25 protein-coding genes and 2 pseudogenes are annotated in these 22,640 nt (G+C 72.4%); 11 read left to right on the top strand and 16 right to left on the bottom strand.

From position 1 onward, the window contains the following. The 3 genes and pseudogenes from ABZY57_RS22970 to ABZY57_RS22980 all read left to right on the top strand — a co-directional run. A pseudogene (locus tag ABZY57_RS22970) lies at window positions 1–195 on the top strand (DNA helicase); the annotation flags it as partial. A 106-nt stretch (window positions 196–301) separates the two neighbouring features. Then, on the top strand, window positions 302–1,207 hold the full coding sequence (locus ABZY57_RS22975) for an alpha/beta fold hydrolase (protein WP_356514760.1): 906 nt from the start codon (window positions 302–304) through the stop codon (window positions 1,205–1,207). 100 nt (window positions 1,208–1,307) lie between these two features. Further along, window positions 1,308–1,460, top strand: a complete 153-nt coding sequence (locus ABZY57_RS22980; RefSeq protein WP_328300661.1) for a hypothetical protein — start codon at window positions 1,308–1,310, stop codon at window positions 1,458–1,460. 122 nt (window positions 1,461–1,582) lie between these two features. Here ABZY57_RS22980 and ABZY57_RS22985 read toward each other — a convergent pair whose 3' ends face one another. From ABZY57_RS22985 to ABZY57_RS23000, 4 genes are all read right to left on the bottom strand, one after another. Then, window positions 1,583–2,188 carry a MarC family protein gene (locus ABZY57_RS22985; protein WP_356514761.1) on the bottom strand — a complete coding sequence of 202 codons (606 nt, stop codon included), beginning with the start codon at window positions 2,186–2,188 and terminating at the stop codon, window positions 1,583–1,585. Between the two features lie 66 nt (window positions 2,189–2,254). After that, window positions 2,255–3,121 (bottom strand): PHP domain-containing protein, encoded by an 867-nt coding sequence (locus ABZY57_RS22990; protein ID WP_356514763.1) that lies wholly within the window; start codon window positions 3,119–3,121, stop codon window positions 2,255–2,257. Window positions 3,122–3,304: 183 nt separating this feature from the next. Continuing rightward, window positions 3,305–3,946: a DUF6758 family protein gene (locus tag ABZY57_RS22995; protein WP_356514765.1), complete on the bottom strand. Its 642-nt coding sequence runs from the start codon at window positions 3,944–3,946 to the stop codon at window positions 3,305–3,307. A gap of 76 nt (window positions 3,947–4,022) precedes the next feature. Then, window positions 4,023–4,607, bottom strand: a complete 585-nt coding sequence (locus ABZY57_RS23000) for a suppressor of fused domain protein (protein ID WP_356514767.1) — start codon at window positions 4,605–4,607, stop codon at window positions 4,023–4,025. A gap of 402 nt (window positions 4,608–5,009) precedes the next feature. Here ABZY57_RS23000 and ABZY57_RS23005 point away from each other — a divergent pair, with 402 nt between their 5' ends. Both ABZY57_RS23005 and ABZY57_RS23010 read left to right on the top strand, forming a co-directional pair. Further along, window positions 5,010–6,134: a magnesium and cobalt transport protein CorA gene (locus ABZY57_RS23005; protein ID WP_356514769.1), complete on the top strand. Its 1,125-nt coding sequence runs from the start codon at window positions 5,010–5,012 to the stop codon at window positions 6,132–6,134. A gap of 48 nt (window positions 6,135–6,182) precedes the next feature. After that, window positions 6,183–6,695 (top strand): hypothetical protein, encoded by a 513-nt coding sequence (locus ABZY57_RS23010; protein WP_356514771.1) that lies wholly within the window; start codon window positions 6,183–6,185, stop codon window positions 6,693–6,695. Here ABZY57_RS23010 and ABZY57_RS23015 read toward each other — a convergent pair. Beyond that, on the bottom strand, window positions 6,692–7,462 hold the full coding sequence (locus ABZY57_RS23015; protein WP_356514773.1) for a hypothetical protein: 771 nt from the start codon (window positions 7,460–7,462) through the stop codon (window positions 6,692–6,694). The genes ABZY57_RS23010 and ABZY57_RS23015 overlap by 4 nt on opposite strands. 232 nt (window positions 7,463–7,694) lie before the next feature. Between ABZY57_RS23015 and ABZY57_RS23020 the strand changes: the two genes are divergently transcribed. The 3 genes from ABZY57_RS23020 to ABZY57_RS23030 all read left to right on the top strand — a co-directional run bounded on the left by ABZY57_RS23020 (window position 7,695) and on the right by ABZY57_RS23030 (window position 10,908). Beyond that, on the top strand, window positions 7,695–9,002 hold the full coding sequence (locus tag ABZY57_RS23020) for a CBS domain-containing protein (RefSeq protein ID WP_356514775.1): 1,308 nt from the start codon (window positions 7,695–7,697) through the stop codon (window positions 9,000–9,002). Between the two features lie 187 nt (window positions 9,003–9,189). Next, complete coding sequence (locus ABZY57_RS23025; RefSeq protein WP_356514811.1) at window positions 9,190–9,696, top strand: DUF1003 domain-containing protein; 507 nt, start codon at window positions 9,190–9,192, stop codon at window positions 9,694–9,696. A gap of 42 nt (window positions 9,697–9,738) precedes the next feature. Next, on the top strand, window positions 9,739–10,908 hold the full coding sequence (locus tag ABZY57_RS23030; RefSeq protein ID WP_356514777.1) for an Mrp/NBP35 family ATP-binding protein: 1,170 nt from the start codon (window positions 9,739–9,741) through the stop codon (window positions 10,906–10,908). 70 nt (window positions 10,909–10,978) lie between these two features. On the opposite strand, the gene ABZY57_RS23035 is transcribed toward ABZY57_RS23030, so the two are convergent. From ABZY57_RS23035 to sigE, 5 genes and pseudogenes are all read right to left on the bottom strand, one after another. Further along, on the bottom strand, window positions 10,979–11,683 hold the full coding sequence (locus ABZY57_RS23035) for a hypothetical protein (RefSeq protein ID WP_356514779.1): 705 nt from the start codon (window positions 11,681–11,683) through the stop codon (window positions 10,979–10,981). Window positions 11,684–11,817: 134 nt separating this feature from the next. After that, the gene (locus ABZY57_RS23040) at window positions 11,818–12,267 is read right to left on the bottom strand and encodes a sec-independent translocase (RefSeq protein WP_356514813.1); all 450 of its coding nucleotides are present in this window, start codon (window positions 12,265–12,267) and stop codon (window positions 11,818–11,820) included. Window positions 12,268–12,385: 118 nt separating this feature from the next. Further along, window positions 12,386–13,846: a trypsin-like peptidase domain-containing protein gene (locus tag ABZY57_RS23045; RefSeq protein ID WP_356514781.1), complete on the bottom strand. Its 1,461-nt coding sequence runs from the start codon at window positions 13,844–13,846 to the stop codon at window positions 12,386–12,388. 347 nt (window positions 13,847–14,193) lie between these two features. After that, window positions 14,194–14,643, bottom strand: a pseudogene (locus tag ABZY57_RS23050) (zf-HC2 domain-containing protein); the annotation flags it as partial. Further along, entirely contained in the window at window positions 14,640–15,419 is a 780-nt protein-coding gene (sigE, locus tag ABZY57_RS23055; RefSeq protein WP_356514783.1) for an RNA polymerase sigma factor SigE, read from the bottom strand. The gene sigE and the pseudogene ABZY57_RS23050, both read right to left, overlap by 4 nt. Window positions 15,420–15,562: 143 nt before the next feature. Here sigE and ABZY57_RS23060 point away from each other — a divergent pair, with 143 nt between their 5' ends. After that, window positions 15,563–16,225 (top strand): class I SAM-dependent methyltransferase, encoded by a 663-nt coding sequence (locus ABZY57_RS23060; RefSeq protein ID WP_243335946.1) that lies wholly within the window; start codon window positions 15,563–15,565, stop codon window positions 16,223–16,225. Between the two features lie 10 nt (window positions 16,226–16,235). Here the strand turns inward: ABZY57_RS23060 and ABZY57_RS23065 are convergent, their stop codons facing one another. Both ABZY57_RS23065 and ABZY57_RS23070 read right to left on the bottom strand, forming a co-directional pair. Beyond that, window positions 16,236–16,853 carry a hypothetical protein gene (locus tag ABZY57_RS23065; RefSeq protein ID WP_356514785.1) on the bottom strand — a complete coding sequence of 206 codons (618 nt, stop codon included), beginning with the start codon at window positions 16,851–16,853 and terminating at the stop codon, window positions 16,236–16,238. 249 nt (window positions 16,854–17,102) lie between these two features. Further along, complete coding sequence (locus ABZY57_RS23070) at window positions 17,103–17,270, bottom strand: DUF3117 domain-containing protein (protein ID WP_003966491.1); 168 nt, start codon at window positions 17,268–17,270, stop codon at window positions 17,103–17,105. A gap of 331 nt (window positions 17,271–17,601) precedes the next feature. Between ABZY57_RS23070 and ABZY57_RS23075 the strand changes: the two genes are divergently transcribed. Then, entirely contained in the window at window positions 17,602–18,405 is an 804-nt protein-coding gene (locus ABZY57_RS23075) for an enoyl-CoA hydratase-related protein (protein ID WP_356514787.1), read from the top strand. Window positions 18,406–18,538: 133 nt separating this feature from the next. Here ABZY57_RS23075 and ABZY57_RS23080 read toward each other — a convergent pair whose 3' ends face one another. Beyond that, entirely contained in the window at window positions 18,539–19,114 is a 576-nt protein-coding gene (locus tag ABZY57_RS23080) for a DNA-3-methyladenine glycosylase I (RefSeq protein ID WP_356514789.1), read from the bottom strand. Beyond that, window positions 19,111–19,488 (bottom strand): DivIVA domain-containing protein, encoded by a 378-nt coding sequence (locus ABZY57_RS23085; RefSeq protein WP_356514791.1) that lies wholly within the window; start codon window positions 19,486–19,488, stop codon window positions 19,111–19,113. Before ABZY57_RS23085 ends, ABZY57_RS23080 begins: the two co-directional genes overlap by 4 nt. A gap of 76 nt (window positions 19,489–19,564) precedes the next feature. Here ABZY57_RS23085 and folP point away from each other — a divergent pair, with 76 nt between their 5' ends. After that, complete coding sequence (folP, locus tag ABZY57_RS23090) at window positions 19,565–20,425, top strand: dihydropteroate synthase (RefSeq protein WP_356514793.1); 861 nt, start codon at window positions 19,565–19,567, stop codon at window positions 20,423–20,425. A gap of 13 nt (window positions 20,426–20,438) precedes the next feature. Here the strand turns inward: folP and ABZY57_RS23095 are convergent, their stop codons facing one another. Together ABZY57_RS23095 and dapE are read right to left on the bottom strand one after the other, a co-directional pair. Further along, window positions 20,439–21,197 (bottom strand): TIGR00730 family Rossman fold protein, encoded by a 759-nt coding sequence (locus tag ABZY57_RS23095; RefSeq protein WP_356514795.1) that lies wholly within the window; start codon window positions 21,195–21,197, stop codon window positions 20,439–20,441. 292 nt (window positions 21,198–21,489) lie between these two features. Continuing rightward, the gene (gene dapE, locus ABZY57_RS23100; RefSeq protein ID WP_356514797.1) at window positions 21,490–22,584 is read right to left on the bottom strand and encodes a succinyl-diaminopimelate desuccinylase; all 1,095 of its coding nucleotides are present in this window, start codon (window positions 22,582–22,584) and stop codon (window positions 21,490–21,492) included. Window positions 22,585–22,640 lie beyond the last annotated feature (56 nt).

Raw genomic sequence — 22,640 nt, forward strand, 5'->3', positions numbered from 1 at the left:
GTCGCCGACGCCGCCGCTCCGGTGGCGGAGGAGGCTCCGGTCAAGCCGAAGCGCACCCGCACCCGCAAGGTCGCGGCCGTCGCCCCGGAGGCTCCGGCCGCCGAGGCCGCCGCTGCGGCCGAGGAGGCTCCGGCCAAGCCGAAGCGCACGCGGACCCGCAAGGCCGTCGCCGCGGTGGAGACCCCGGAGGCGTAACGCCCTGCCGATGGCCCCGGTCCCCTGTCGAGGGGGCCGGGGCCATCGGCGTACCCGGGCCCGGGCGGAGCTCCCGTACGGGCGTACGGGCCGGTAACCTCGGGCCATGAGCAAGCCGCCGACCCTGACGCTCCCGCCCGCAGCCCGCGCGTACCGGCTGGCCACGGCCCGCGGCGAGTTCGCCGTGCACGAGGCCGTGCCCGGCGGGCCGGCCCGCGGTACCGCCCTGCTGGTGCCCGGCTACACCGGCAGCAAGGAGGACTTCATCGGCCTCCTCGGGCCGCTGACCGCCGCCGGATACCGGGTGGTCGCCGTCGACGGCCGCGGCCAGCACGAGAGCGGCGGCCCGCGCGCGCAGGCCCCGTACACCCTGGCGGAACTGGCGCAGGACGTCCTCGCGCAGACGGCCGCCCTGGACGCGGCCGGTCCGGTGCACCTGCTCGGGCATTCGCTGGGCGGGCTGATCGTCCGGGCGGCCGTGGTCCGCGATCCGGCCCCGTACGCCAGCCTGACGCTGCTCAGCAGCGGCCCGGGCGCGGTCTGCGCGGACCAGCAGGGCCGTACGAAGCTGCTGATCTCGGCGCTGGAGGCGATGGGCGACGACATGGACGGCATCTGGGCGGCCATGCGCGCCATGGATCCGCGTGACGCGCCCCCCGAGGACCCGGCCCTCGCGGCCTTCCTGCGCGCCCGCTGGCTGGGCACGCTGCCCGAGCAGCTGATCGTCACCGGCCGGGCGCTAATCGAGGAACCGGACCGGATCGACGACCTCGCCGCCGCGGCGCCCGGGCTGGCGAAGCTGGTGCTGTCCGGGGAGTCGGACCCGGTGTGGCCGGTGTCGGAGATGGACGCGATGGCGCGCCGGCTGGGCGCGGCGCGGGTGGTGGTCCCGGGGACGGAACACTCTCCGAACGCCGAGGACCCGCAGGCCACGGCGGCGGCGCTGGCGGCGTTCTGGGCGGCCTGCGAGAGGTCCTCCGCCGAGGTCTCCGACGTCTCCGGTACCCGTTAGTAGTTAGACAAGGAAAAAATTTCCTTAGCGTAGGGAATGTTTGCGGCTTACACTTCGTTAACCCTGTACAAGGAAGAACACTGACGAAGGGAGAAGCCCCATGCGCTTCGAGATTCTGCGCCTGGACGACGTCGACGGATCTGCCGTGGACAGCACCGTCGTGGACGCGGCCTCCGTCAACCGGATCGTGCAGCAGGCCGCGGCCATTGGCCAGCGCATCCTGATCCGACCGGCCGAGACCGTGTCCAACTGACCGTGTCCAACTGACCGTGTCCAACTGATCGCGTCCACCTGACGACGGCGCCCCGCGCCGCATGCTCCGAACGCCCCCGCACCGATCCGGTGCGGGGGCGTTCGCATGCGCGGCGGGTGGCGCTACGCGGTCTGGATCACCTGGAGCACGCCGTTGATGATCTGCTGGACCGCGATCGCGGACAGCATCATGCCCGCCAGGCGCGTCACGAGGACCACTCCCCCGTCCTTGATCACGCGGATGATGACGAGCGAATAGCGCATCACCACCCACAGCACGACGTGCATCGCGACGATCGCGGCCCACACCGAGACCTGACCGGTGAGCCCGTCGGCCTTCTGCACGGCCAGGATCACCGAGACGATCGCGCCGGGCCCTGCGAGCAGCGGCATGCCGAGGGGGACGAGCGCGACGTTCACGTCCTTGGTCTGCTTCGGCTCGTCGGTCTTGCCGGTGAGCAGGTCGAGCGCGATGAGCAGGAGCAGCAACCCGCCCGCGATCATCAGGGCCGGCACGGAGACGTGCAGGTAGTCGAGGATCTGCTGACCGCAGAGGCCGAAGACGGCGATGACGCCGAAGGCGACGCAGACGGCCTGCCAGGCCATGCGGCGCTGCACCTTGGCGGGGCGGCCGGAGGTCAGCGCGAGGAAGATGGGCGTGATCCCCGGAGGGTCCATAATCACAAAAAGCGTGAGAAAGAGGGATCCGAAGACGGCGAAATCGAGCACAGTGATGCCTTGCAGGAGAGGGGTGTCACGAAAAGAAGGGGCAGCTCAGGAGGGCGGCGGCAGTGGTCAGCCGCGTACGCGCCCACCGGCGCCGGGGACCGGGAACGCCCCGGTGGCACGGCGGGTGATCTCGCCGTAGATCTCGGGGTCGGTCGTGTACTCCCCGAGGCGGCAGGTCTTGCGGCTGCCGTGGTAGTCGCTGGACCCGGTGGTCAGCAGGCCGAGGTCGCCTGCCAGGCCGCGCAGGCGCGCGCGGGTGGCGGCGTCGTGGTCCATGTGGTCGACCTCGATGCCGTCGAGACCGGCCGACGCGAGGGCGGCTATCGCGCTCTCGGGCACGCAGGTGCCCCGCTTGACGGCGGCGGGATGGGCGAAGACGGTGACCCCGCCGGCCGCCTTGACCAGACGGATCGCGTCGAAGGGGTCGAGCTCGTGCTTCTCGGCGTAGGCGCGGCCGCCGTCGGCGAGCCACTCCGCCGTGAAGGCGTCCGACACGGTGGGCACGACGCCCAGCTCGACGAGCGCCGCGGCGATGTGCGGGCGTCCCACGGAGCCCTCACCGGCGATCCGGGCCACCTGCTCCCAGGTGATGTCCACCCCGAGGCCCTGGAGCTTGCCGATCATGGCCTGCGCGCGCGGGACGCGGTCGTCGCGTACGAGCTCCCGCTCACGGTAGAGCTCGGGCTCCTCGGGGTCGAAGAGGTACGCCAGCATGTGCATGCCGATGCCGTCGAGACGGCAGCTCAGCTCGGCCCCGGTGACCAGGGTCAGGCCCTGGGGCAGCGCGTCGACGGCCTCGCGGTACCCGGCGACGGTGTCGTGGTCGGTGAGCGCCACCACGTCGAGCCCCGCACCGGCGGCATTGCGCACCAGCTCGGCAGGGGTGTCCGTACCGTCCGAGGCCGTGGAGTGGGCGTGCAGATCGATGCGCACAGCCGAACTCCAGGGTTCACACGCGGACGGGGGACGCTCCAGGATACCGTCCGCGTTTCCCCGCCCGACCGCCCGTACCGCGTCTCGCCGCCGGACGGGCCCGACTGGTCCGCCGGACGCGGTCCGGCGCAGCGCCGCGAGGCCGGCGGGGCGCCCCCCGCGCCGAGCCGCGCGAGCGGCGCGTCAAGGGGACAGGATGCGGGGGCTCAGGGCGCCGCAGGGCAGCAGCTCCACCTCGGCTCCCGCGTCGCGCAAATCGGTCAGGACCAGCTCGTCGTACATCAGCAGGCCCGACTGCTCCGGCCAGACGATCGCCCACAGCCACAGCCCGCGCGCCTCACCGGCGAAGACGGCCCGGTCGTCGGGTACGCCGGTGACGTGCCACAGGGGCGTCGGGCGCCCGGCGGCGACCACCTTGGCGTGCGGCGGGGCGGAGACGTTCATGTAGCGGCCCGGGTCGGGGGCGTCGAGACCGGCGAACCGCGCGCCCAGGCCGACGCCCAGCTCCTCGGCGATCAGCAGCAGCTCGCCGATGCCGCCGAGCGGCCCGGGACCCGAGCAGGCCACGGCGGTGGCCCGGCCGCCGCTGCGGTCGTCACCGGCGGAGGCGATCCCGGTGAACAGCCAGCCGACGGGAAGCGGCCAGGGCATCCAGACCGGTACCTGTGCCCGGTTCACCACGACGCCCAGACCTTCGACGCTCGGCGGGATCACGGGCTGCAGGGGATGGACGGTGCCGTGCACCGCGCACTGCCAGGAGTCGGCGAAAAGACCGGGCGCCCTGACCCGGCCACCACACTTCGGGCAACTCGGTTCGCCCCTCATAAGAAGCCACGCTCCTCCCCGCCGCGCGCCCCGTCAAGATGCGATCACCCGTCCGGGCGGCCGGGCGGCCGGATGCTCAGTCCAGTGCGACTGCCGTACGCAGAGGGTCCCGCAGATCCGTGCCGCGCGCGAGCCAGCGTTCCTGCAGGGCGGCGGCGCCGTGGACCCTCTTCCACGCCGCCTCGTTCGCCGTCATCGGCAGCAGGGGGAAGAAGGAGACGGGGTCCATGGGGTCGTCCAGGACGACGTCCTCGACCAGTCCGCCGGGCTCCCCCACGAGCACGGAGGTGAACGGCGCCCCGTCCCACAGGGGTTCGCCCACGTCCAGTGAGGCGCCGGGCGCCACGACGAGCCCTTCCACCTGGGGCGACGCCGCCAGCACGGCCAGCGGCCGCAGCAGCTTGTCGGTGGGCGCGAGCCCGCCCCGTACGGTCAGCACGAGTTCCGCGCGCGGGCCGCGGACCGGGTCGGAGACCACCGCCGTCGGGTCGGTCATCGGTTGGGCGGACATGCCGAGGGTCGCGTACCGCACGAGGTCGCCCTCGGTGAAGCGGAGGACTTCGAAGCGGTCGGTGCCCAGGAAGGTGACGGCGGCGCGGGCGTCGGGTTCGCCGAGCGCGGCGCGCAGCCGGGCTTCCACAAGGGCCAGAATTTCTGCCATGGAGCGAGCATAGAACTCGTATCAGCCGGGTAAAGGGCGGGTCTTGACCATCCGTCGGCTGATATCGTTGACCGCTGGTCGGGGACGCTCTCAGAAGAGAAGTTTCAGTGCCCCGGCGACAGGACGTCCCTTACGGGGGACCGGCCGGAGGAGGTGGGGCTGCGGTGCATCGAAGTCGATCGCACAGTACGTGCGGTACTCATCGCTCTTCCCCTTCACTGCCGGGCGCGCCGCGCCCCCTTTGATCCGCACTCCAGGATCAGTCGAAGAGCGACGGAAGAACTGTGTCCTCCCGTCCTGATCCTTCCGCCTGCCCGCCCGGCCTGCCGACCGGGTGAGCGTGCCGTCCGGAAGGACCTCCCACCCGTACGGTCCGCAGCCGTGCGCGCGAAGGAGCCTGCCATGTCGATGCTGCCCTACCTCCGTGCCGCCGTCCGCCCCGCGCTGCGCAGGTCCACCCCGGCACAGCCCGGCTACGACACCACCCGCGACCCGTCCGCGATCAGCGCGGTGGTCGACTGCGCCGTCTACCGCGACGGGCGGCGCGCCGTGCGCGGACACGGGGCCTCCTGTCTGACGCCCCGTGAGGCGCTCCGCGAGGTCCGCGAGGACGGCGGTTTCGCGTGGATCGGCCTGCACGAGCCGACGGAGGCCGAGTTCGCGGGGATCGCCGCCGTGTTCGGGCTGCACCCGCTCGCCGTGGAGGACGCGGTGCACGCGCACCAGCGGCCGAAGCTGGAGCGCTACGACGACACCCTCTTCACCGTCTTCAAGACGATCCACTACGTCGAGCACGCCGAACTCACCGCCACCAGCGAGGTGGTGGAGACCGGCGAGGTGATGTGCTTCACCGGCCCCGACTTCGTCATCACCGTCCGGCACGGCGGCCACGGCTCCCTCAAGGGCCTGCGCCACCGCCTCCAGGCCGACCCGGCCCTGCTCGCCAAGGGCCCGTCCGCCGTCCTGCACTCCCTCGCCGACCACGTGGTCGACGGGTACATCGCCGTCGCCGCGGCCGTGCAGGACGACATCGACGAGGTGGAGAGCGAGGTCTTCGCCGCCCCCGCCAAGGGCGCGGCGCGCGGCGGCGACGCGGGCCGCATCTACCAGCTCAAGCGCGAGGTGCTGGAGTTCAAGCGGGCCGTCTCCCCGCTGCTGCGGCCCATGGAGCTGCTCAGCGAGCGCCCGATGCGGCTGGTGGAGCCCGACATCCAGAAGTACTTCCGCGACGTCGCCGACCACCTGGCCCGCGTGCACGAGCAGGTCGTCGGCTTCGACGAGCTGCTGAACTCCATCCTCCAGGCCAACCTGGCGCAGGCGACCGTCGCGCAGAACGAGGACATGCGCAAGATCACCTCCTGGGCGGCGATCATCGCCGTGCCCACGATGATCTGCGGGGTGTACGGGATGAACTTCGAGCACATGCCGGAGCTCCAGTGGCGCTACGGCTATCCGATGGTGATGGCCGCCATCGCCGGGACCTGCTTCACCATCCACCGAGCCCTGCGCCGTCACGGCTGGCTGTGACCGCGCACTGGCTGTGAGCCCGTACCGGGCGCTGGCTACCCTGTGCGCATGACTCTCAGCGCGCTCGATCTGGCCCTCGTCGAGGAGGCCACCAAGAAGTCCGGCCTCATCTGGGTCCGCGGCTCCGGGGCCGACCGCGGCCTGTGGCACGCCTGGGTGGACGGCGCGGCGCACGTGCTCGGCGACGGGCCCGGGGAGCAGCCGTTCCCGGGGCTCGCGGACGGGGCGGCGGCCGAGGTGACCGTGCGCAGCAAGGACAAGGGCGGCCGGCTCGTCGCGTGGACGGCGACCGTACGCGAGCTCGTGCCCGGCAGCGAGCCGTGGGAGGCAGCGGTGGCCGAGCTCAAGGGCAAGCGGCTCAACGCGCCCGACTCCGCCGAGATGACCGAACGCTGGGCGCGCGAGTGCCGACTGCTGCGCCTGGAGCCGGAGTCGGTCCGGGAGTCCCTCCCCGGGGGTTCGCTCGCGGCGGCTCCGCTGGGCTCCCCGGCGACGACCCGGCAGCCGATCCCGGCCGGGCTGCCGAAGCTGCTGCTGAAGCGGAAGAAGAAGACGGCCTAGCCCTGCGGGTTGGCGCCCTGGCCGGAGCCGCCCGGCTGCTCCTTGGTCGTGGGCAGCTCGGAACCGTAGTCCACCGTCTGGTCCGGCGCGGGCGCGGTCAGTTCGACCGGCGCGCCCCATTCCGCGAGGGTCACCCGGCCGGCGCCGCCCGCGCGTTCCATCAGGAGCGGGTAGGGGGTGCCCTCCAGGGAGACCGAGAGCTTGCCGCCCTTGCCCTTGTCCGCCGAGACCTGCACGGCCCGCGTGGGCCCGACCTTGGTGTAGTCCTCGCCCTTGCTGAGCTTGCCTTCGAGCCCGAGCAGCCCGTCGAGCATGACCTGCATGTCGGTGAACCCGCGGAACTGCTTGTACGAGGGGTCGCCCTCGGGCACCTTGACGAACTTGTCGCCGAGCTTGCCGGCCGCCTCGGACTGGCCCCAGAACGCGGCGCCCGCCTTGAGGTAGAGCTGCTCCCCGACCCGCAGCAGCTGGAAGGTGGTGTCGTCGTGGGACTTCACCTCGCCGGAGCCGCCGTCCGCCCCGAGCCGCATGTCCAGGGTGAAGGACTTGCCTCCGCTGACGAGCGTGCCGGAAAGGTGGACCGACTGCGCCCCGGTGACGGCCGACTTCGCCCGGTCCTCGATCTGGTCGGCGGACAGTTTGCCGACCCCGTTCGTCCCCTCGTCGGGATCCGCCCCGCACCCCGTGCCGACGACGGCCAGGCCCGCGCAGAGGGCACTGACGAAGGCGGCCCGGCGCAGCCGCGGGGCGGGGAAATAGGCGGTCACGGGCAGGGGTCCCTCTCGTTGCGTGGCGAGCAGCTGGCAGCGTACCCGCCCGTACGCGGGCCTCCGCGCGGCCCCCGTGCCCAGCTCGTGGGGACGCGCGTACGGGCACAGCGGGGCGCCCGGGGGACGCTCGGGCGGACGGCCCCACCAGGAGGTTGCGTGCGGTACGGGCTAACCTGAGGGCGGCAGTACCGGTGATCGACGGATGACGCAGCTCGTAGGAGGCGCTCGGATGGCGGCAGGCGCCCCACGGATCTTCGTCTCGCATCTGTCGGGTGTGCCCGTCTTCGACCCCAACGGCGACCAGGTGGGCCGGGTGCGCGACCTCGTCGCGATGCTCCGCGTGGGCGGCCGGCCGCCCCGGTTGCTCGGCCTGGTGGTCGAGGTGGTCAGCCGGCGCCGGATCTTCCTGCCCATGACCCGGGTGACGGGCGTCGAGTCCGGCCAGGTGATCACCACGGGCGTGGTCAACATGCGGCGCTTCGAGCAGCGCCCCACCGAGCGGCTGATCCTCGGCGAACTGCTGGACCGGCGGGTGCGCCTGGTCGCGGACGACGAGGAGGTCACCGTCCTGGACGTGGCCATCCAGCAGTTGCCGGCCCGCCGCGACTGGGAGATCGACCGGATCTTCGTACGCAAGGGCAAGGCGGGCGCGCTGCGGCGGCGCGGCGAGACCCTGACCGTGGAGTGGTCGGCGGTGACGGGCTTCTCGCTGGAGGAGCACGGGCAGGGCGCCGAGAACCTGGTCGCCACCTTCGAGCAGATGCGCCCCGCGGACGTGGCGAACGTCCTGCACCACCTGACGCCGAAGCGGCGCGCCGAGGTGGCGAACGCGCTGGACGACGACCGGCTCGCGGACGTCATGGAGGAGCTGCCCGAGGACGAGCAGGTGGAGATCCTCGGGAAGCTGAAGGAGGAGCGCGCGGCCGACGTCCTGGAGGCGATGGACCCGGACGACGCGGCCGACCTGCTCTCGGAGCTGCCGGAGGACGACAAGGAGCGGCTGCTGACGCTGATGCGGCCGGACGACGCCGCCGACGTGCGGCGCCTGCTGTCGTACGAGGAGAACACCGCGGGCGGTCTGATGACCACGGAGCCGATCGTGCTGCGGCCCGACGCGACGGTCGCCGACGCGCTGGCCCGCGTACGGCAGTCGGACCTGTCGCCGGCGCTGGCGGCGCAGGTGTACGTGTGCCGGCCGCCGGACGAGACCCCGACGGGCAAGTACCTGGGCACGGTGCACTTCCAGCGGCTGCTGCGCGATCCGCCGTTCACCCTGGTCAGCTCGATCGTGGACACCGGGCTGGCGCCCCTGCGGCCGGACGCCTCGCTGCCGGTGGTGACCAGCTACCTGGCCGCGTACAACATGGTCGCGGTCCCGGTGGTCGACGAGAGCGGCTCGCTGCTGGGCGCGGTCACCGTGGACGACGTCCTGGACCACCTGCTGCCGGACGACTGGCGGGAGACGGACTTCCATGCGGAGGGACCCGGCGGACCCGAGGACTCCGAGCGTGCGGAAGGGGCCCTACGTGGGAACTGAGCGGGGGCGCGGCGAGCGCGAGCAGGCACGCGAGCGGCGCCGGGAGCAGATCCGGGAGCGCCGCGAGCACGCCCGGGCGCAGGCGCGCGAGCACGGGCTGACGGAGGCGGCCGCGGAGCGGGCGGAACGTTCCTCTTTCGAGCGCGGCGAGCGGGCGAAGGCCGGCCAGTCGACCGGGGCGAGCGCGCTGACGCGCTCGCGGACCCGGCTCGACCTGCCGCGCCCGGCCCGCCGGCGGCTGCTGCCCGAGTACGACCCGGAGGCCTTCGGGCGGCTCTCGGAGCGGGTCGCGCGGTTCCTCGGCACGGGCCGGTTCATCGTCTGGATGACCGTCGTCATCATCATCTGGGTGCTCTGGAACATCTTTGCGCCCGGACACCTGCGCTTCGACCAGTACCCCTTCATCTTCCTGACCCTGATGCTGTCGCTCCAGGCCTCCTACGCGGCCCCGCTGATCCTGCTGGCGCAGAACCGCCAGGACGACCGGGACCGGGTCAACCTGGAGCAGGACCGCAAGCAGAACGAACGCTCGCTGGCGGACACCGAGTACCTGACCCGGGAGATCGCGGCGCTGCGGATGGGGCTGGGAGAGGTCGCCACGCGCGACTGGATCCGGTCCGAGTTCCAGGATCTGATCAAGGAGATGGACGAACGGCGGCTATTCCCGCTCGAGAGTGACGAAGGCGACCGCTAGCGGGCTTCCCCGAGGCCCGCTACCGCGCCGTACCATCGGGGCATGGCTACCGACACAAGCTCCGCCTCCGCCGCTGCCGTGCCCGAACAGGACGCGATCCTGGACGCGCTGGCGACGGTGAACGACCCCGAGATCCACCGGCCGATCACCGAGCTGGGCATGGTCAAATCGGTGGAGATCGGTGACGGCGGCGAGGTCGCCGTCACCGTGTTCCTGACCGTGTCGGGCTGCCCCATGCGCGAGACGATCACCAACCTGGTCACCGAGGCCGTGCAGCAGGTCCCCGGCGTCACCTCGGTCGCCGTCACGCTGGACGTGATGAGCGACGAGCAGCGCAAGGACCTCGCGGCGACCCTGCGCGGCGGCACCGCCGAGCGCGAGGTGCCCTTCGCCCAGCCCGGCTCGCTGACCCGCGTCTACGCGGTCGCCTCCGGCAAGGGCGGCGTCGGCAAGTCCTCGGTCACCGTGAACCTGGCGGCGGCGATGGCGGCCGACGGCCTCAAGGTCGGCGTCGTCGACGCCGACATCTACGGCCACAGCGTGCCCCGCATGCTCGGCGTGGCGGGCCGCCCCACCCAGGTCGAGAACATGATCATGCCGCCGTCGGCGCACGGCGTGAAGGTCATCTCCATCGGCATGTTCACCCCGGGCAACGCGCCCGTGGTGTGGCGCGGTCCGATGCTCCACCGGGCCCTCCAGCAGTTCCTTGCCGACGTGTTCTGGGGCGACCTCGACGTCCTGCTGCTCGACCTGCCGCCGGGCACGGGCGACATCGCGATCTCCGTGGCCCAGCTCGTGCCGAACGCCGAGATCCTCGTCGTGACCACGCCGCAGCAGGCGGCGGCCGAGGTCGCGGAGCGGGCGGGCTCGATCGCCGTGCAGACCCACCAGAAGATCGTCGGAGTCGTCGAGAACATGTCCGGGCTGCCCTGCCCGCACTGCGACGAGATGGTCGACGTGTTCGGCTCGGGCGGTGGCCAGAAGGTCGCCGACGGCCTGACCAAGACGGTCGGCGCGGCCGTACCGGTGCTGGGCTCGATCCCGATCGACGTCCGCCTGCGCGAGGGCGGCGACGACGGCACCCCGGTCGTCCTGTCCGACCCCGACTCCCCCGCCGGCGCGGCCCTGCGCGCCATCGCGGGCAAGCTCGGCGGCCGCGCCCGCGGCCTGGCGGGCATGTCCCTGGGGATCACCCCGCGCAACAAGTTCTGACCCGGGAAAGCCGGGAAAAGGGGGGACCGGCGGGGCAATGCCCTCGCCGGTCCCCCCTTTTTTTTGCTTCCTACTCGTACGCCGCCAGGTCCCCGATCACCGAGAAGCCGAGCCCGTAGGCGCTCATCCCGCGCCCGTACGCGCCCAAGTGCACCCCGCTCCCGGTCGATCCGGCCAGAACCCACCCGAACTCCGACTCGCGGTAGTGGAACGGCGTCGGCTCCCCGTCCACCGGCAGCGACAGCGTCGACCAGTCCGGCCCCGCGAGGTCGTCCGCGAGTTCCCACGCGGCCTCGGTCTGCTGGTCGAGCCAGTCGTCGCGCAGGCTGTGGTCCATCTGCACCGGCCAGCTGTAGGCCAGCAGCCCCGAGCCGGCCAGCCAGGCCGCCGAGGAGACCGAGGTGGCCTCCAGGACTCCGGTGCCGTCGCCGCTGCGCCGCAGCGGGTTGCTGGCCACGGTGACGACCACCGCGAAGCGCTCCTTCTCCCCGGTGGCGATCTCTCCGCGGGCGGAGGGCTCGTCCCCGTGGCCGGTCGAGCCGTGCTCCACGCTGCCGTCGGCGCCGGCCGCGACCTGCATCAGCCAGCGGGGGCCGGTGAAGGCGCCGTCCAGCCCGTACCAGGGGAAGTCGGCCCGCAGGTAGCCCTCGGCCGTCCGGCGGGCGGCAGGGACGGGCGGGGCGGCCGCGTCCGGGGACTGCGGAAGGTCCTGGGGTGCGGGCGACTGCGCCTCGGCGGGCTGCGTGCCTACCCGGCTACTGCTCGTCGTCTCCATCGATGCGGCCTCTCGTTCCGTGGGATCCGGAACGGCCCACCCCCCTCGGGCGTCCTGGGTCCGGACTCAAAGGAGGATAGCCATCCGACCGCGATTCACCGGGCAGGCGGGCGCGCGCGTGGTCCCCGGTGGCGTCAGGTCGCGTCGGCGTCGTAGCGCGAGCGCTGCTCCTGAGCCGGGGTGGCGGGCTTCTTGACCATGTCCGGTCCGGCGCCCGGCGTGGCGCCGGGGAGGGTGCCGCCGGCGGCCTCGGCCGCGTCGGACTCCTTGCCGTTGACCGCGTCGGTGACCTCGTTGAGCTCCTTGCGGAGATCGAAGCTGCTCCGGATCTCCTTGAGGTCCTCGTTCTCGGTCAGCTGCTTGCGGATGAAGTTCTTCGGGTTCAGGTCCTCGAACTCGAAGTCCTTGAATTCCGGGCCGAGCTCGGAGCGGATGTCCTGCTTCGCGCTGTCGGAGAACGCGCGGATCTTCCGGATCACACCCGAGACGTCCTGGATGACCTTGGGCAGCTTGTCCGGGCCGAAGATGAGAATGGCAAGCACCACGATCGTGACCAGCTCGAGTGCGCCTATGTCGTTGAACACCTTGCCCCGCTCCTCGGCTCTCTTCACGTCAGGCCTGTCACACGGTACCCGGCCGGGTCCGCAGGCCAATACACCAGGACCGGCTGATTACCGGACCGATCCTGCTTTCACCCGCCCGTCATGATCCGTTCGCCGATCCGAGGACCACGTCCAACGTGCGCTCCCGCCCCTCGCGCCGCACCGTGAGCGCGAGCCGGTCGCCCGGCCGGTGGGCGCGGATCTTGATCACGAGCTCGTCGCCGCCGTGCACCCGCACCCCGTCGACCTTGGTGATCACGTCGCCCGGCCTGATCCCCGCGCGGGCTCCGGGCCCGCCCGCGGTGACGGCCGGCTTCCCGCCCTCGCCCCTCTCCCCCACCCGGGCACCGTCGCCGGAGTACTCCATGTCCACGGTGACGCCGATGACGGGGTGGGTGGCGCGGCCGGTGCGCATGAGCTCCTCGGCCACGCGCTTGCCCTGGTTCACCGGGATGGCGAACCCGAGGCCGATGCTGCCGCGCTGCTGTCCGGAGCTGTCCTTGCCGTCGCCCCCGCGGATGGCGCTGTTGATGCCGATGACCTGGGCCCTGGCGTCGAGGAGGGGCCCGCCGGAGTTGCCGGGGTTGATGGGGGCGTCGGTCTGGAGGGCGTCGACGTAGCTGACGTCGCTGCCGTCGCCCTTGTCACCGCCGGCGGTGATGGGGCGGCCGGTGGCGCTGATGATGCCGGCGGTGACGGTGTTGGAGAGGTCGAAGGGGGCCCCGATGGCCACGACCGGGTCACCGACCTCCACGTTCTCGGAGTTGCCGAGCGCGAGCGGCCGCAGGCCCCGCACCCCGTCGACCTTGACGACGGCCAGGTCGTATCCGGTGTCGCCGCCGACCAGCTCGGCGGGGACGCTCTCCCCGGTGCTGAAGGTGACCGTCATGGTCCGGGCCCCGTTGACCACGTGGTTGTTGGTGAGGATGTGGCCCTGCCCGTCGAGGACGAAACCGGTACCGGTCGAGCTGCTCTCCGCGCCGTTGACGTGCAGGGTGACCACACCGGGCAGCGCGGCGGCGGCGATCCCGGCGACGCTGTCGGGGGCGCGGCCGCGGTCGGTCCGGGCCGCCTGCGGAAGTTCGAGGCGGGTGCCGGCCTGCCGCTCGGCGAGGACGCCGGCGTAGCCTCCGATGCCACCCGCCAGGAGGGCGATCCCGAGGGCGAGGAGGATGCCCTGGCGCAGCCGGACCCGGCGGGAACCCGCCCGGCCCTGGTCCACCGCCTGGAGCGGCCGCGCACCCCACGGGTCGTACCGCGGCTCCGCGTCCGCATCCCTGGCCGTGTCCGTGTCCGCATTCCCGTCCGGCACGCTCCGCGGCGGCGGTACGGATCCTCCGTGCGCGGCAAGCGGCTGCGCGGGCCGGCTCCACCACTGGGGCACCGGGGCTGGAGCGGGGGCCGGGGCCGTCACCGGATCCCCCTCCGCGGGCGGCTCGGCCCGTGGGGGCGGTACGGACGCCTCGTGCGGGCCGACGGGATCCGCGGGGCGGCTCCACCACCGGGGCAGGGGGGCGGGGACCGGATCCGCGGCCGGATCGGTCTGCTGACTGTCGGACATGGGCGCTCCCCGCCTACCTGTCGGTCTCCGCCGGCCGCCCGGGGCGGCGCATCTGGCGGAGATTCAACCAGGTCGCCCGGGCCACCCGCCCCGGCGGGCCGGACGGGCGGGACGGGGCCGGGGCCTGGCGGCTATCGGTACAGGGACACCGGGCGGGCGGAGCCGGTCGGACGGGTGGGCGCCGGTGAGGACGCGAGGGGGCTGACCGGGCGGAGCGTCGGGATGGTGCCCGGCTTCGGCAGCCGGTTCTCCCGGGCCACCGCGTCGAACACCGGAACCACGGGTCCCGTACGCGCGGCCGGGGCCTCGCCCCGGGCATTGGGCTCGACCGTTTCCATCGGAAGCGAGCCGCCCAGCGCGATCGCGGCGAGCGACACCGCTCCTGCGGCCACGAACGCGAAGCGGCGCCGCTGCCGGCCCACCTCGTGGATCCGGAAGCCCTGCTGCTGCGGCGCGGCGGCGGCCGCGGGCGGTGCGAAGCCGAAGGACCCGAAGGGGTCGGCTCCCGCCGACGGGCCGAACGGGCCGGAAGGCCCTGAGGGATCCTCGGGGCCGCCGCCCGGCAGCCCCTGCAACCGCGCCAGCAGCCCGGCCGACAGCGGAGGCGGCGCGCTCTCCACGAACATGGTCTTCAGGCGCCGCTGCGCATCGGCCTCGGCCTTGCACTTGGGACACGTCGCCAAGTGCGCCAGCACCCGCTCGCGCGCGTCATGGCTCAACTCCCCGTCCACGAGGGCGGCGAGCCGGTCACCCAGGTGATGTTCGGCAGGCGACGGGGACGGACTGATCCCGCTCACTCGGCTCCGCCCTCTCCCCCGGCGCCGGGCGCGCCCACCGCCACACCGGCCAGCGCGCGCTGCTCCGCACGGGCCTCGGGAGACCGGTGCTTGAGCGCCTTGCGCAGGTGCGAACGGCCCCGGTGGATACGGCTGCGCACGGTGCCGAGCTTCACGCCGAGCGTGGCGGCGATCTCCTCGTAGGACAGGCCTTCGATGTCGCAGAGCACCACGGCCGCACGGAATTCGGGCGCGAGGGTGTCCAGCGCCTGCTGCACGTCCGCGTCGAAGTGGGTGTCGTGCAGCACCTGCTGCGGGGACGGCTCGCGGCTCGGCAGCCGCTCGGCGGCGTCGTCGGCGAGGGCGTCGAAGCGGATCCGCTGCTTGCGGCGGACCATGTCCAGGAAGAGGTTCGTGGTGATCCGGTGCAGCCAGCCCTCGAAGGTGCCGGGCGTGTACGTGGACAGCGAGCGGAAGACGCGGACGAAGACCTCCTGCGTCAGGTCCTCGGCGTCGTGCTGGTTGCCCGTCAGCCTGTAGGCGAGGCGGTAGACCCGCGCACTGTGCGTGCTGACGATCTCCTCCCACGAGGGAGGGGTCCACGCCTGGGAGCCCGCATCGGCGGCGAACGTCGCGGTGGTTGCGGTGTCTACGGTGCGGAAACGGTCAGCAATGTCGGTCACGGATTTCGGCTCACCGGCCGACCAGAAGAGGCGTCGGAGGACACCCCCACGATCCACAGGCGCAGCCGCACCTCCCCTGTCGGCTCTGGTGGTGTCCAGCGGAATCCCTACCATAGCCACCCCTCCCGTCAGCTCTGGATAAGCTTTTTTGCAGTAACTTTGCACGGGCTCCGGGCCCCGGGCCGCTCTTGCGTCTCTACTGCTCTCAACGCCCGGTCCCATCTGCGGGTTCCCGACTCCAGCGGATACAGTCACCGTTGCGCCAACTATGGGGACAGGAGAGGGTCATTACCGGCAACCGGCAGACGAGCTGGGCGTTCGCCGACGCGTTTGTCGCCGAAGACGACGCTCTGCGATGGGCCCGCGACCGGTCCAGGGAAGCGGGACTTCGATCCGTCTCCCCCGGTACCGGGGCCGCGCTGCGCCTGCTCGCCGCCACCGCGGACGCGAAAGCGGTCGCCGAGATCGGCACCGGAACCGGCGTGTCCGGCATCCACCTCCTGCACGGAATGCGCGCCGACGGGGTCCTGACCACCGTGGATCCCGAGGCGGACCGGCAGGCCTTCGCCCGCCAGGCCTTCCGCGCCGCCGGCTTCGCGGGCAACCGCGCCCGCTTCATCCCGGGCCGCGCCCTGGACGTACTGCCCCGGCTGGCCGACGGCGGATACGACCTCGTCTTCTGCGACGGTGACCCGTCCGAGTCCCTCGACTACCTCGCTGAATCGTTGCGCCTGCTCCGCCCCGGCGGCCTGGTCTGCTTCGAGGGAGTCTTCTCCGACGGCCGTACGGTCGACTCCGCGGCCCAGCCGGTGGAGGTGCTCCGCGTCCGCGAGCTGCTGCGCAGCGTCCGGGAGAGCCCGGCTCTGGAGGCCGCCCTGCTCCCGGTGGGCGACGGCCTGCTGTGCGCGGTCCGGCGCTGACCCACGCGGGTCAGCGCAGCAGCGCGAAGGTCAGCGCGGCCGTACCGCCCAGCACGCTCCCGGCGAGGAGCTGCGCCGGGGTGTGCGCCTTCAGCACCAGCCGGGACCATCCCACACCGGCGGCGATCAGCGCCGCCGGGAGCAGCGCCGGGCCGAAGGCCAGCAGCAGGATCATCACGGTGCCGCAGGCCACCGACATGTGGATGGATATCTGCCAGCCGACGGTCACCAGCAGCGAGGAACCGAGGCCGACGAGCATCGCGACGACGAGCGCGAGGACGTCGGCCGGGGCGCCGAGCACGCGCAGGAGGGTGATCCCCGCGACGACGGAGACCAGGCTCAGTCCCATCGGCACGACCCGCTGGCGCCGTATCCGGATGTGCTGGTCGGTGAGCGCCCCGCGCCGGACCCCGAGCAGGACGATGCCGATCGGGACCGCTCCGCAGAACAGGGCCCCGAGCAGGCCCCAGCCGAGACCCGGCCACGACCCGGTGCTGTGCCAGCCGATCAGCAGGAGCAGGGCCACCACCAGGTTCGCCGGCGCCAGGGCCTCCGTGAGGACCCGTGCCGCCCTCTGGCGGGGCGTGCAGTCGGCGAAGGCGGGCGGAGCGGGCGGGGAGAAGGTCACGGCACGGCTCCGGCGATCACGGTTCTCGGGTCTCAGGTCTCAGGTCACGGGTCACGGGTCACGGGCCCTGGACATCGCGCGGACGCGGGTCGCACGGATACGGGTGGCGGGTCGCGGGTCGCGGGTCGCGGGTCGCGGGTCGCGGGTCGCGGGTCGCGGGTCGCGGGGACACAACACTGCCCCGACCGCAGATCGCGGCCGGGGCAGTGCAGAGAATGCAGCGAAAGTACTGTCAGCGTCCCTGAAGGATCAGCCGACGACCTTCTTCAGGGCGTCACCCAGGGCGTCCGCCTCGTCCGGAGTCAGCTCGACGACGAGCCGACCGCCGCCCTCGAGCGGTACGCGCATGACGATGCCCCGCCCCTCCTTGGTGACCTCGAGCGGGCCGTCGCCCGTCCGCGGCTTCATGGCCGCCATGCTCGTTCCCCTTCCTGAAACCAGTTCATCGTCAGCCGACGGCTCCATTCAGGCGCCTAGTACCCGGCATCGAACACATTGCTTCCAGGCCATTATCCCGCATGTCAGGACCCGATGACCAACATCGGCCGGGAACGCTTGTGCAACGCGCTTGACCAAAACCACTCATTTCGGGGACTCGCCTGCGATACTTCGCCGCCGCGCCACGAGTCTGCCCTTCCGTTTGTTTGACGCACATCACATGTCCGACCCCGGTCCGGTCCGCCATGCTGACCTTTGCACCGGCCGGTACCGGCCGGTAGCCAGCCCGCGACGAAGGGGGACCCCCGCCATGGCCGACAGCGTGCTCTACGAAGTGACCGACGGACTCGCCACCATCACGATCAACCGTCCCGAGGCCATGAACGCCATGAACACCGAGGCCAAGGTCGCCCTGCGCGACGCGGCCCGGGCGGCGGCCGCGGATCCGGCGGTACGGGCGGTCCTGCTCACCGCGGCCGGCAACCGGGCGTTCTGCGTGGGCCAGGACCTCAAGGAGCACGTCGGGTTCCTGGCGGCCGACCGCGAGCACGGTTCCTCGCTGACCATGAACACCGTCGCGGAGCACTACAACCCGATCGTCCGGGCGCTGACGGAGATGCCGAAGCCGGTGGTCGCGGGCGTGAACGGCGTCGCGGCGGGCGCGGGCTTCGGCTTCGCCCTGGCGGCGGACTTCCGCGTGGTCGCGGACACCGCCTCCTTCAACACCTCCTTCGCGGGCGTCGCCCTGACGGCCGACTCGGGCGTCTCGTGGACGCTGCCCCGCCTGATCGGCGGCTCGCGCGCCTCCGACCTGCTGCTCTTCCCCCGGTCCGTGAAGGCCCAGGAGGCACTGGAACTCGGCATCGCCAACCGCGTCGTCCCCTCCGAGGAGCTGGCGGCCGAAGCTCTGGCCGTGGCCCGGCGCCTGGCGCAGGGCCCGACGGTCGCGTACGCGTCCCTGAAGGAGTCCCTGGCGTACGGGGCCTCCCGGTCGCTCTCCGAGGCCCTGGACCACGAGGACGTGCTGCAGGGCCGTGCGGGGGCCTCCGAGGACCACGGGATCGCCGTCGCGGCGTTCCTCGCGAAGGAGGCTCCGCGGTACCTGGGGCGCTGACCCGCTACCCGCCGCCGGGCGGGGCGGTGCCGCTGCCGCTGCGGGGCCGTCCCGTGTCCTCCCCTCCCCCGTTCCCGGGGCTCCGCCCCGGCCCCCGCCCCTCGAACGCCGGCGGGGCCGGATCTGGCGGGCGTCAGGCGGGCTCCCGGGCCACGCAGCGGGCCAGATGGTCGTTGACCAGGCCGCAGGCCTGCATCAGGGCGTAGGCCGTCGTGGGGCCCACGAAGCGGATGCCCGCCTTCTTCAGGGCCTTGGCCAGGGCCGTGGACTCCGGGGTCACCGCCGGGATCTCGGTGGTGCTCTTCGGGGCCCGCCCCGGCGCCGGGGCGTGGGACCAGATCAGGGTGTCCAGTTCGCCCTCGCCCCACCCGGCCAGGGTCTTGGCGTTGGCCAGGGTCGCCTCGATCTTGGCCCGGTTGCGGATGATCCCCTCGTCGGCGAGGAGCCGTTCCACGTCGGCCGGCCCGAACTCCGCCACCGCGGCGATCTCGAAGCCCTCGAAGGCCGCCCGGAACCCCTCGCGGCGGCGCAGGATCGTCAGCCATGACAGCCCCGACTGGAAGGCTTCCAGGCACAGCCGCTCGTACAGGGCGTCGTCCCCGTGGACCGGACGGCCCCACTCCGTGTCGTGGTAGGCGATGTAGTCCTCGGTGGCGAGCCCCCAGGGACACCGCAGGCCCCCGTCGGGACCGGCGAGCACTCCGCTCACTGTTCGGCGGCCTTGGTCAGGTCCACGGGGCCGTCGGCGGCAGCGGGCGCGGGCGCGGGCGCGGACGCCGGCGCGGAAGCGGGCGCGGCCGCGGCGGTGAGCTCGGCGATCCGGGCGTCGCGCTCCGCCAGCTCCGCCGCCAGCCGCTCCAGTACGTCGTCCACGTCGGCCATCCGGTAGCCGCGCGGGGCCACGGGCAGGCGCAGCTCGTCGATGTCCGCCCGTACGACGGGACGGTTCTCCGGCAGGGCGTCGGACAGCCGGTCGGGCTCGGCCTCGGGCAGCACGGCCTCGGACCCTCCGCCGGCCACCGCGAGGGTGACTCCGGCGACGACCACGACCAGCGCGATGAGCAGGAACGCGAACACGATCAACTCCCCTGAGAGACTTCGACCACCAGGTTAAGGTCGCTGGCGAGGCGCGAGGGTCGCCGAAGGAGGAAAGAGCGGGATGCTGCGACTGGGCAGGCGCGAGTTCGACGACCACGAGCCGGTGATCATGGCCATCGTGAACCGGACCCCTGACTCCTTCTACGACCAGGGAGCGACCTTCCGCGACGAGCCGGCCCTGGACCGGGTCGAGCACGCGGTGGCCGAAGGGGCCGCGATCATCGACATCGGCGGGGTGAAGGCCGGTCCCGGCGAGCACGTGGACGCGGCGGAGGAGGCCCGGCGCACGGTGGGCTTCGTCGCCGAGGTCCGCCGCCGCCACCCGGACGTGGTGATCAGCGTCGACACCTGGCGGCACGAGGTCGGCGAGGCGGTCTGCGAGGCCGGGGCCGATCTGCTGAACGACGCGTGGGGCGGGGTGGACCCGAAGCTCGCCGAGGTCGCCGCGCGCCACGGCGCGGGCATCGTCTGCACCCACGCGGGCGGGGTCGAGCCGCGGACCCGGCCGCACCGGACCGAGTACGAGGACGTGATGGCCGACATCCTGCGCGTCACGGTCGGCCTGGCCGAGCGCGCGGCGGCCCTGGGCGTCCCCCGCGAGTCGATCATGATCGACCCGGGCCACGACTTCGGGAAGAACACCCGCCACTCCCTGGAGGCCACCCGCCGCCTCTCCGAGATGGCGCAGACGGGCTGGCCCGTCCTGGTCTCCCTCTCCAACAAGGACTTCGTCGGCGAGACCCTCGACAAGCCCGTGAAGGAACGCCTCCTGGGCACCCTGGCCACGACGGCCGTCTCGGCCTGGCTGGGCGCCCAGGTCTACCGGGTCCACGAGGTCGCGGAGACCAAGCAGGTCCTGGACATGGTCCGCTCCATCCAGGGCCACCGTCCCCCGGCGGTCGGCCGCCGGGGGCTGGCGTAGCGGCCGGCGGGTCCTACCTGGCGACTTCCTTCGTCACGAGCGCGATCGCCTCGTCCACGTCGTCGGTGACGTGGAAGAGGTAGAGGTCCTTCTCCGAGGCCTTGCCCTGCGCGATGACCGTGGTCTTCAGCCAGTCGATGAGCCCGCTCCAGTACGCCGTGCCGAAGAGCACGATCGGGAAGCGGGTGATCTTCTGCGTCTGGACCAGGGTCAGGGCCTCGAACAGCTCGTCGAGGGTGCCGAGTCCGCCCGGCAGGACCACGAAGCCCTGGCTGTACTTCACGAACATCGTCTTGCGGACGAAGAAGTAGCGGAAGTTCAGCCCGAGGTCGACGTGCTGGTTGAGCCCCTGCTCGAAGGGGAGCTCGATGCCCAGGCCCACCGAGATGCCGTTTGCTTCCCGCGCGCCCTTGTTGGCCGCCTCCATCGCGCCCGGACCGCCGCCCGTGATCACCGCGAAGCCCGCCTCCACGAGCGCGCCGCCGATCCGCACGCCCGCCTCGTACTCCGGCGAACCCGCCGGCGTCCGGGCGGAGCCGAACACGCTGATCGCCGGCGGCAGCTCCGCCAGGGTGCCGAAGCCCTCGATGAACTCCGACTGGATGCGCAGGACCCGCCACGGATCGGTGTGCACCCACTCGGAGGGCCCGGCCGAATCCAGCAGCCGCTGGTCCGTCGTACTGCCGGCCTGCACCTGGCCCCGCCTCCTCAGCACCGGCCCGAGCTGCTGCTCCTCGGGCCGACGACGAGCGGACCCTTCAGGGTTGCCCATGATGTGCTCCCTCCTGCTGATCGTTGGATCAGGTTAGGCGCACGAGGGTGACGACAAACGGAACTCGACGAGTTACTGGCGTGGCCGGAAAGACTCGCGCAACGCACGGACGCTCGGCAACCCACTGAAACAAGGTGCGCCGGGCCGGAGTGCAACGGTGTACGCCGACCCGGCGTACACCTCCCGCACCTGCTCCGGGTGGGGCCACCGCCCCGGCCGTCCCGCACCGGCGAGACGACCGGACGCGGACGACGCACCCACCCAGTGATGCGCCGTGACGCAGGCCCGGCTCTCAGGAGCCGGCAGGTGACGAGGTCAGCCAGGCCCGCAGGCGTTCCTCGCAGTGGAGGATCGCCTTCGTTTCCACGCGCTCGTCGGCCTTGTGGGCCAGGAGGGCGTCGCCCGGGCCGTAGTTGACCGCCGGGACGCCCAGTGCGCTGAAGCGGGAGACGTCCGTCCAGCCGAACTTCGGCATGGCGTGTCCGCCGACGGCCTCCATGAAGGCCGCGGCGGCCGGGTGGGAGAGGCCGGGGAGGGCGCCGGGCGAGAGGTCGTCGATGACGAACTCGTCGATGTCGCAGTCCGCGAAGACCTCGCGGACGTGGGCGATCGCCTCGTCCGTGGTCCGGTCGGGGGCGAAGCGGAAGTTGACCGTGACCGTGCACGCGTGCGGGATGACGTTGTTGGCGACGCCGCCGTCGATGCGGACCGCGTTGAGGCCCTCGCGGTACTCCAGGCCGTCGATCACGGGCTTGCGGGGCTCGTACGCCGCCAGCTTGGCCAGGATCGGGCTCGCCGCGTGGATGGCGTTGGAGCCCATCCAGCTGCGCGCGGAGTGGGCGCGCTCGCCGGCCGTGCGGAGCAGCACGCGCAGGGTTCCCTGGCAGCCGCCCTCGACCTCGGCGTTGGAGGGTTCGAGGAGGACGGCGAAGTCGCCGGTCAGCCAGTCGGGGTGGGCTTCGGCGACCTTGCCGAGGCCGTTGAGGTCGGCGGCGACCTCTTCCTGGTCGTAGAAGACGAAGGTGAGGTCGCGGTTCGGCTCCGGGACGGTCGCCGCGATGCGCAGTTGTACGGCGACGCCCGACTTCATGTCGGTGGTGCCGCATCCCCACAGGACGTCGTTCTCGTCGAGGCGGGAGGGTACGTTGTCGGCGATCGGCACGGTGTCGAGGTGCCCGGCGAGTACGACGCGTTCGGCGCGGCCCAGGTGCGTGCGCGCGACCACGTTGTTGCCGAAGCGGTCCACGGTCAGGTGCGGCAGGCCGCGCAAGGCGTGTTCCACGAGGTCGGCGAGTACCTTCTCGTCGCCGCTCACGGAGGGGATGTCGACGAGCCGGGCGGTCAGCTCGGCGGCGTCCAGGGTGAGGTCCAGCTCGGATTCGGACATGGAACTGACCCTAACGCCCCGGGCTGTGGCGCAGCCTTGTCCGTCCGGCCGATGGA

Source organism: Streptomyces sp. NPDC006450, from assembly GCF_040612195.1.
In the GTDB taxonomy this organism is placed as follows: Bacteria; Actinomycetota; Actinomycetes; order Streptomycetales; family Streptomycetaceae; genus Streptomyces.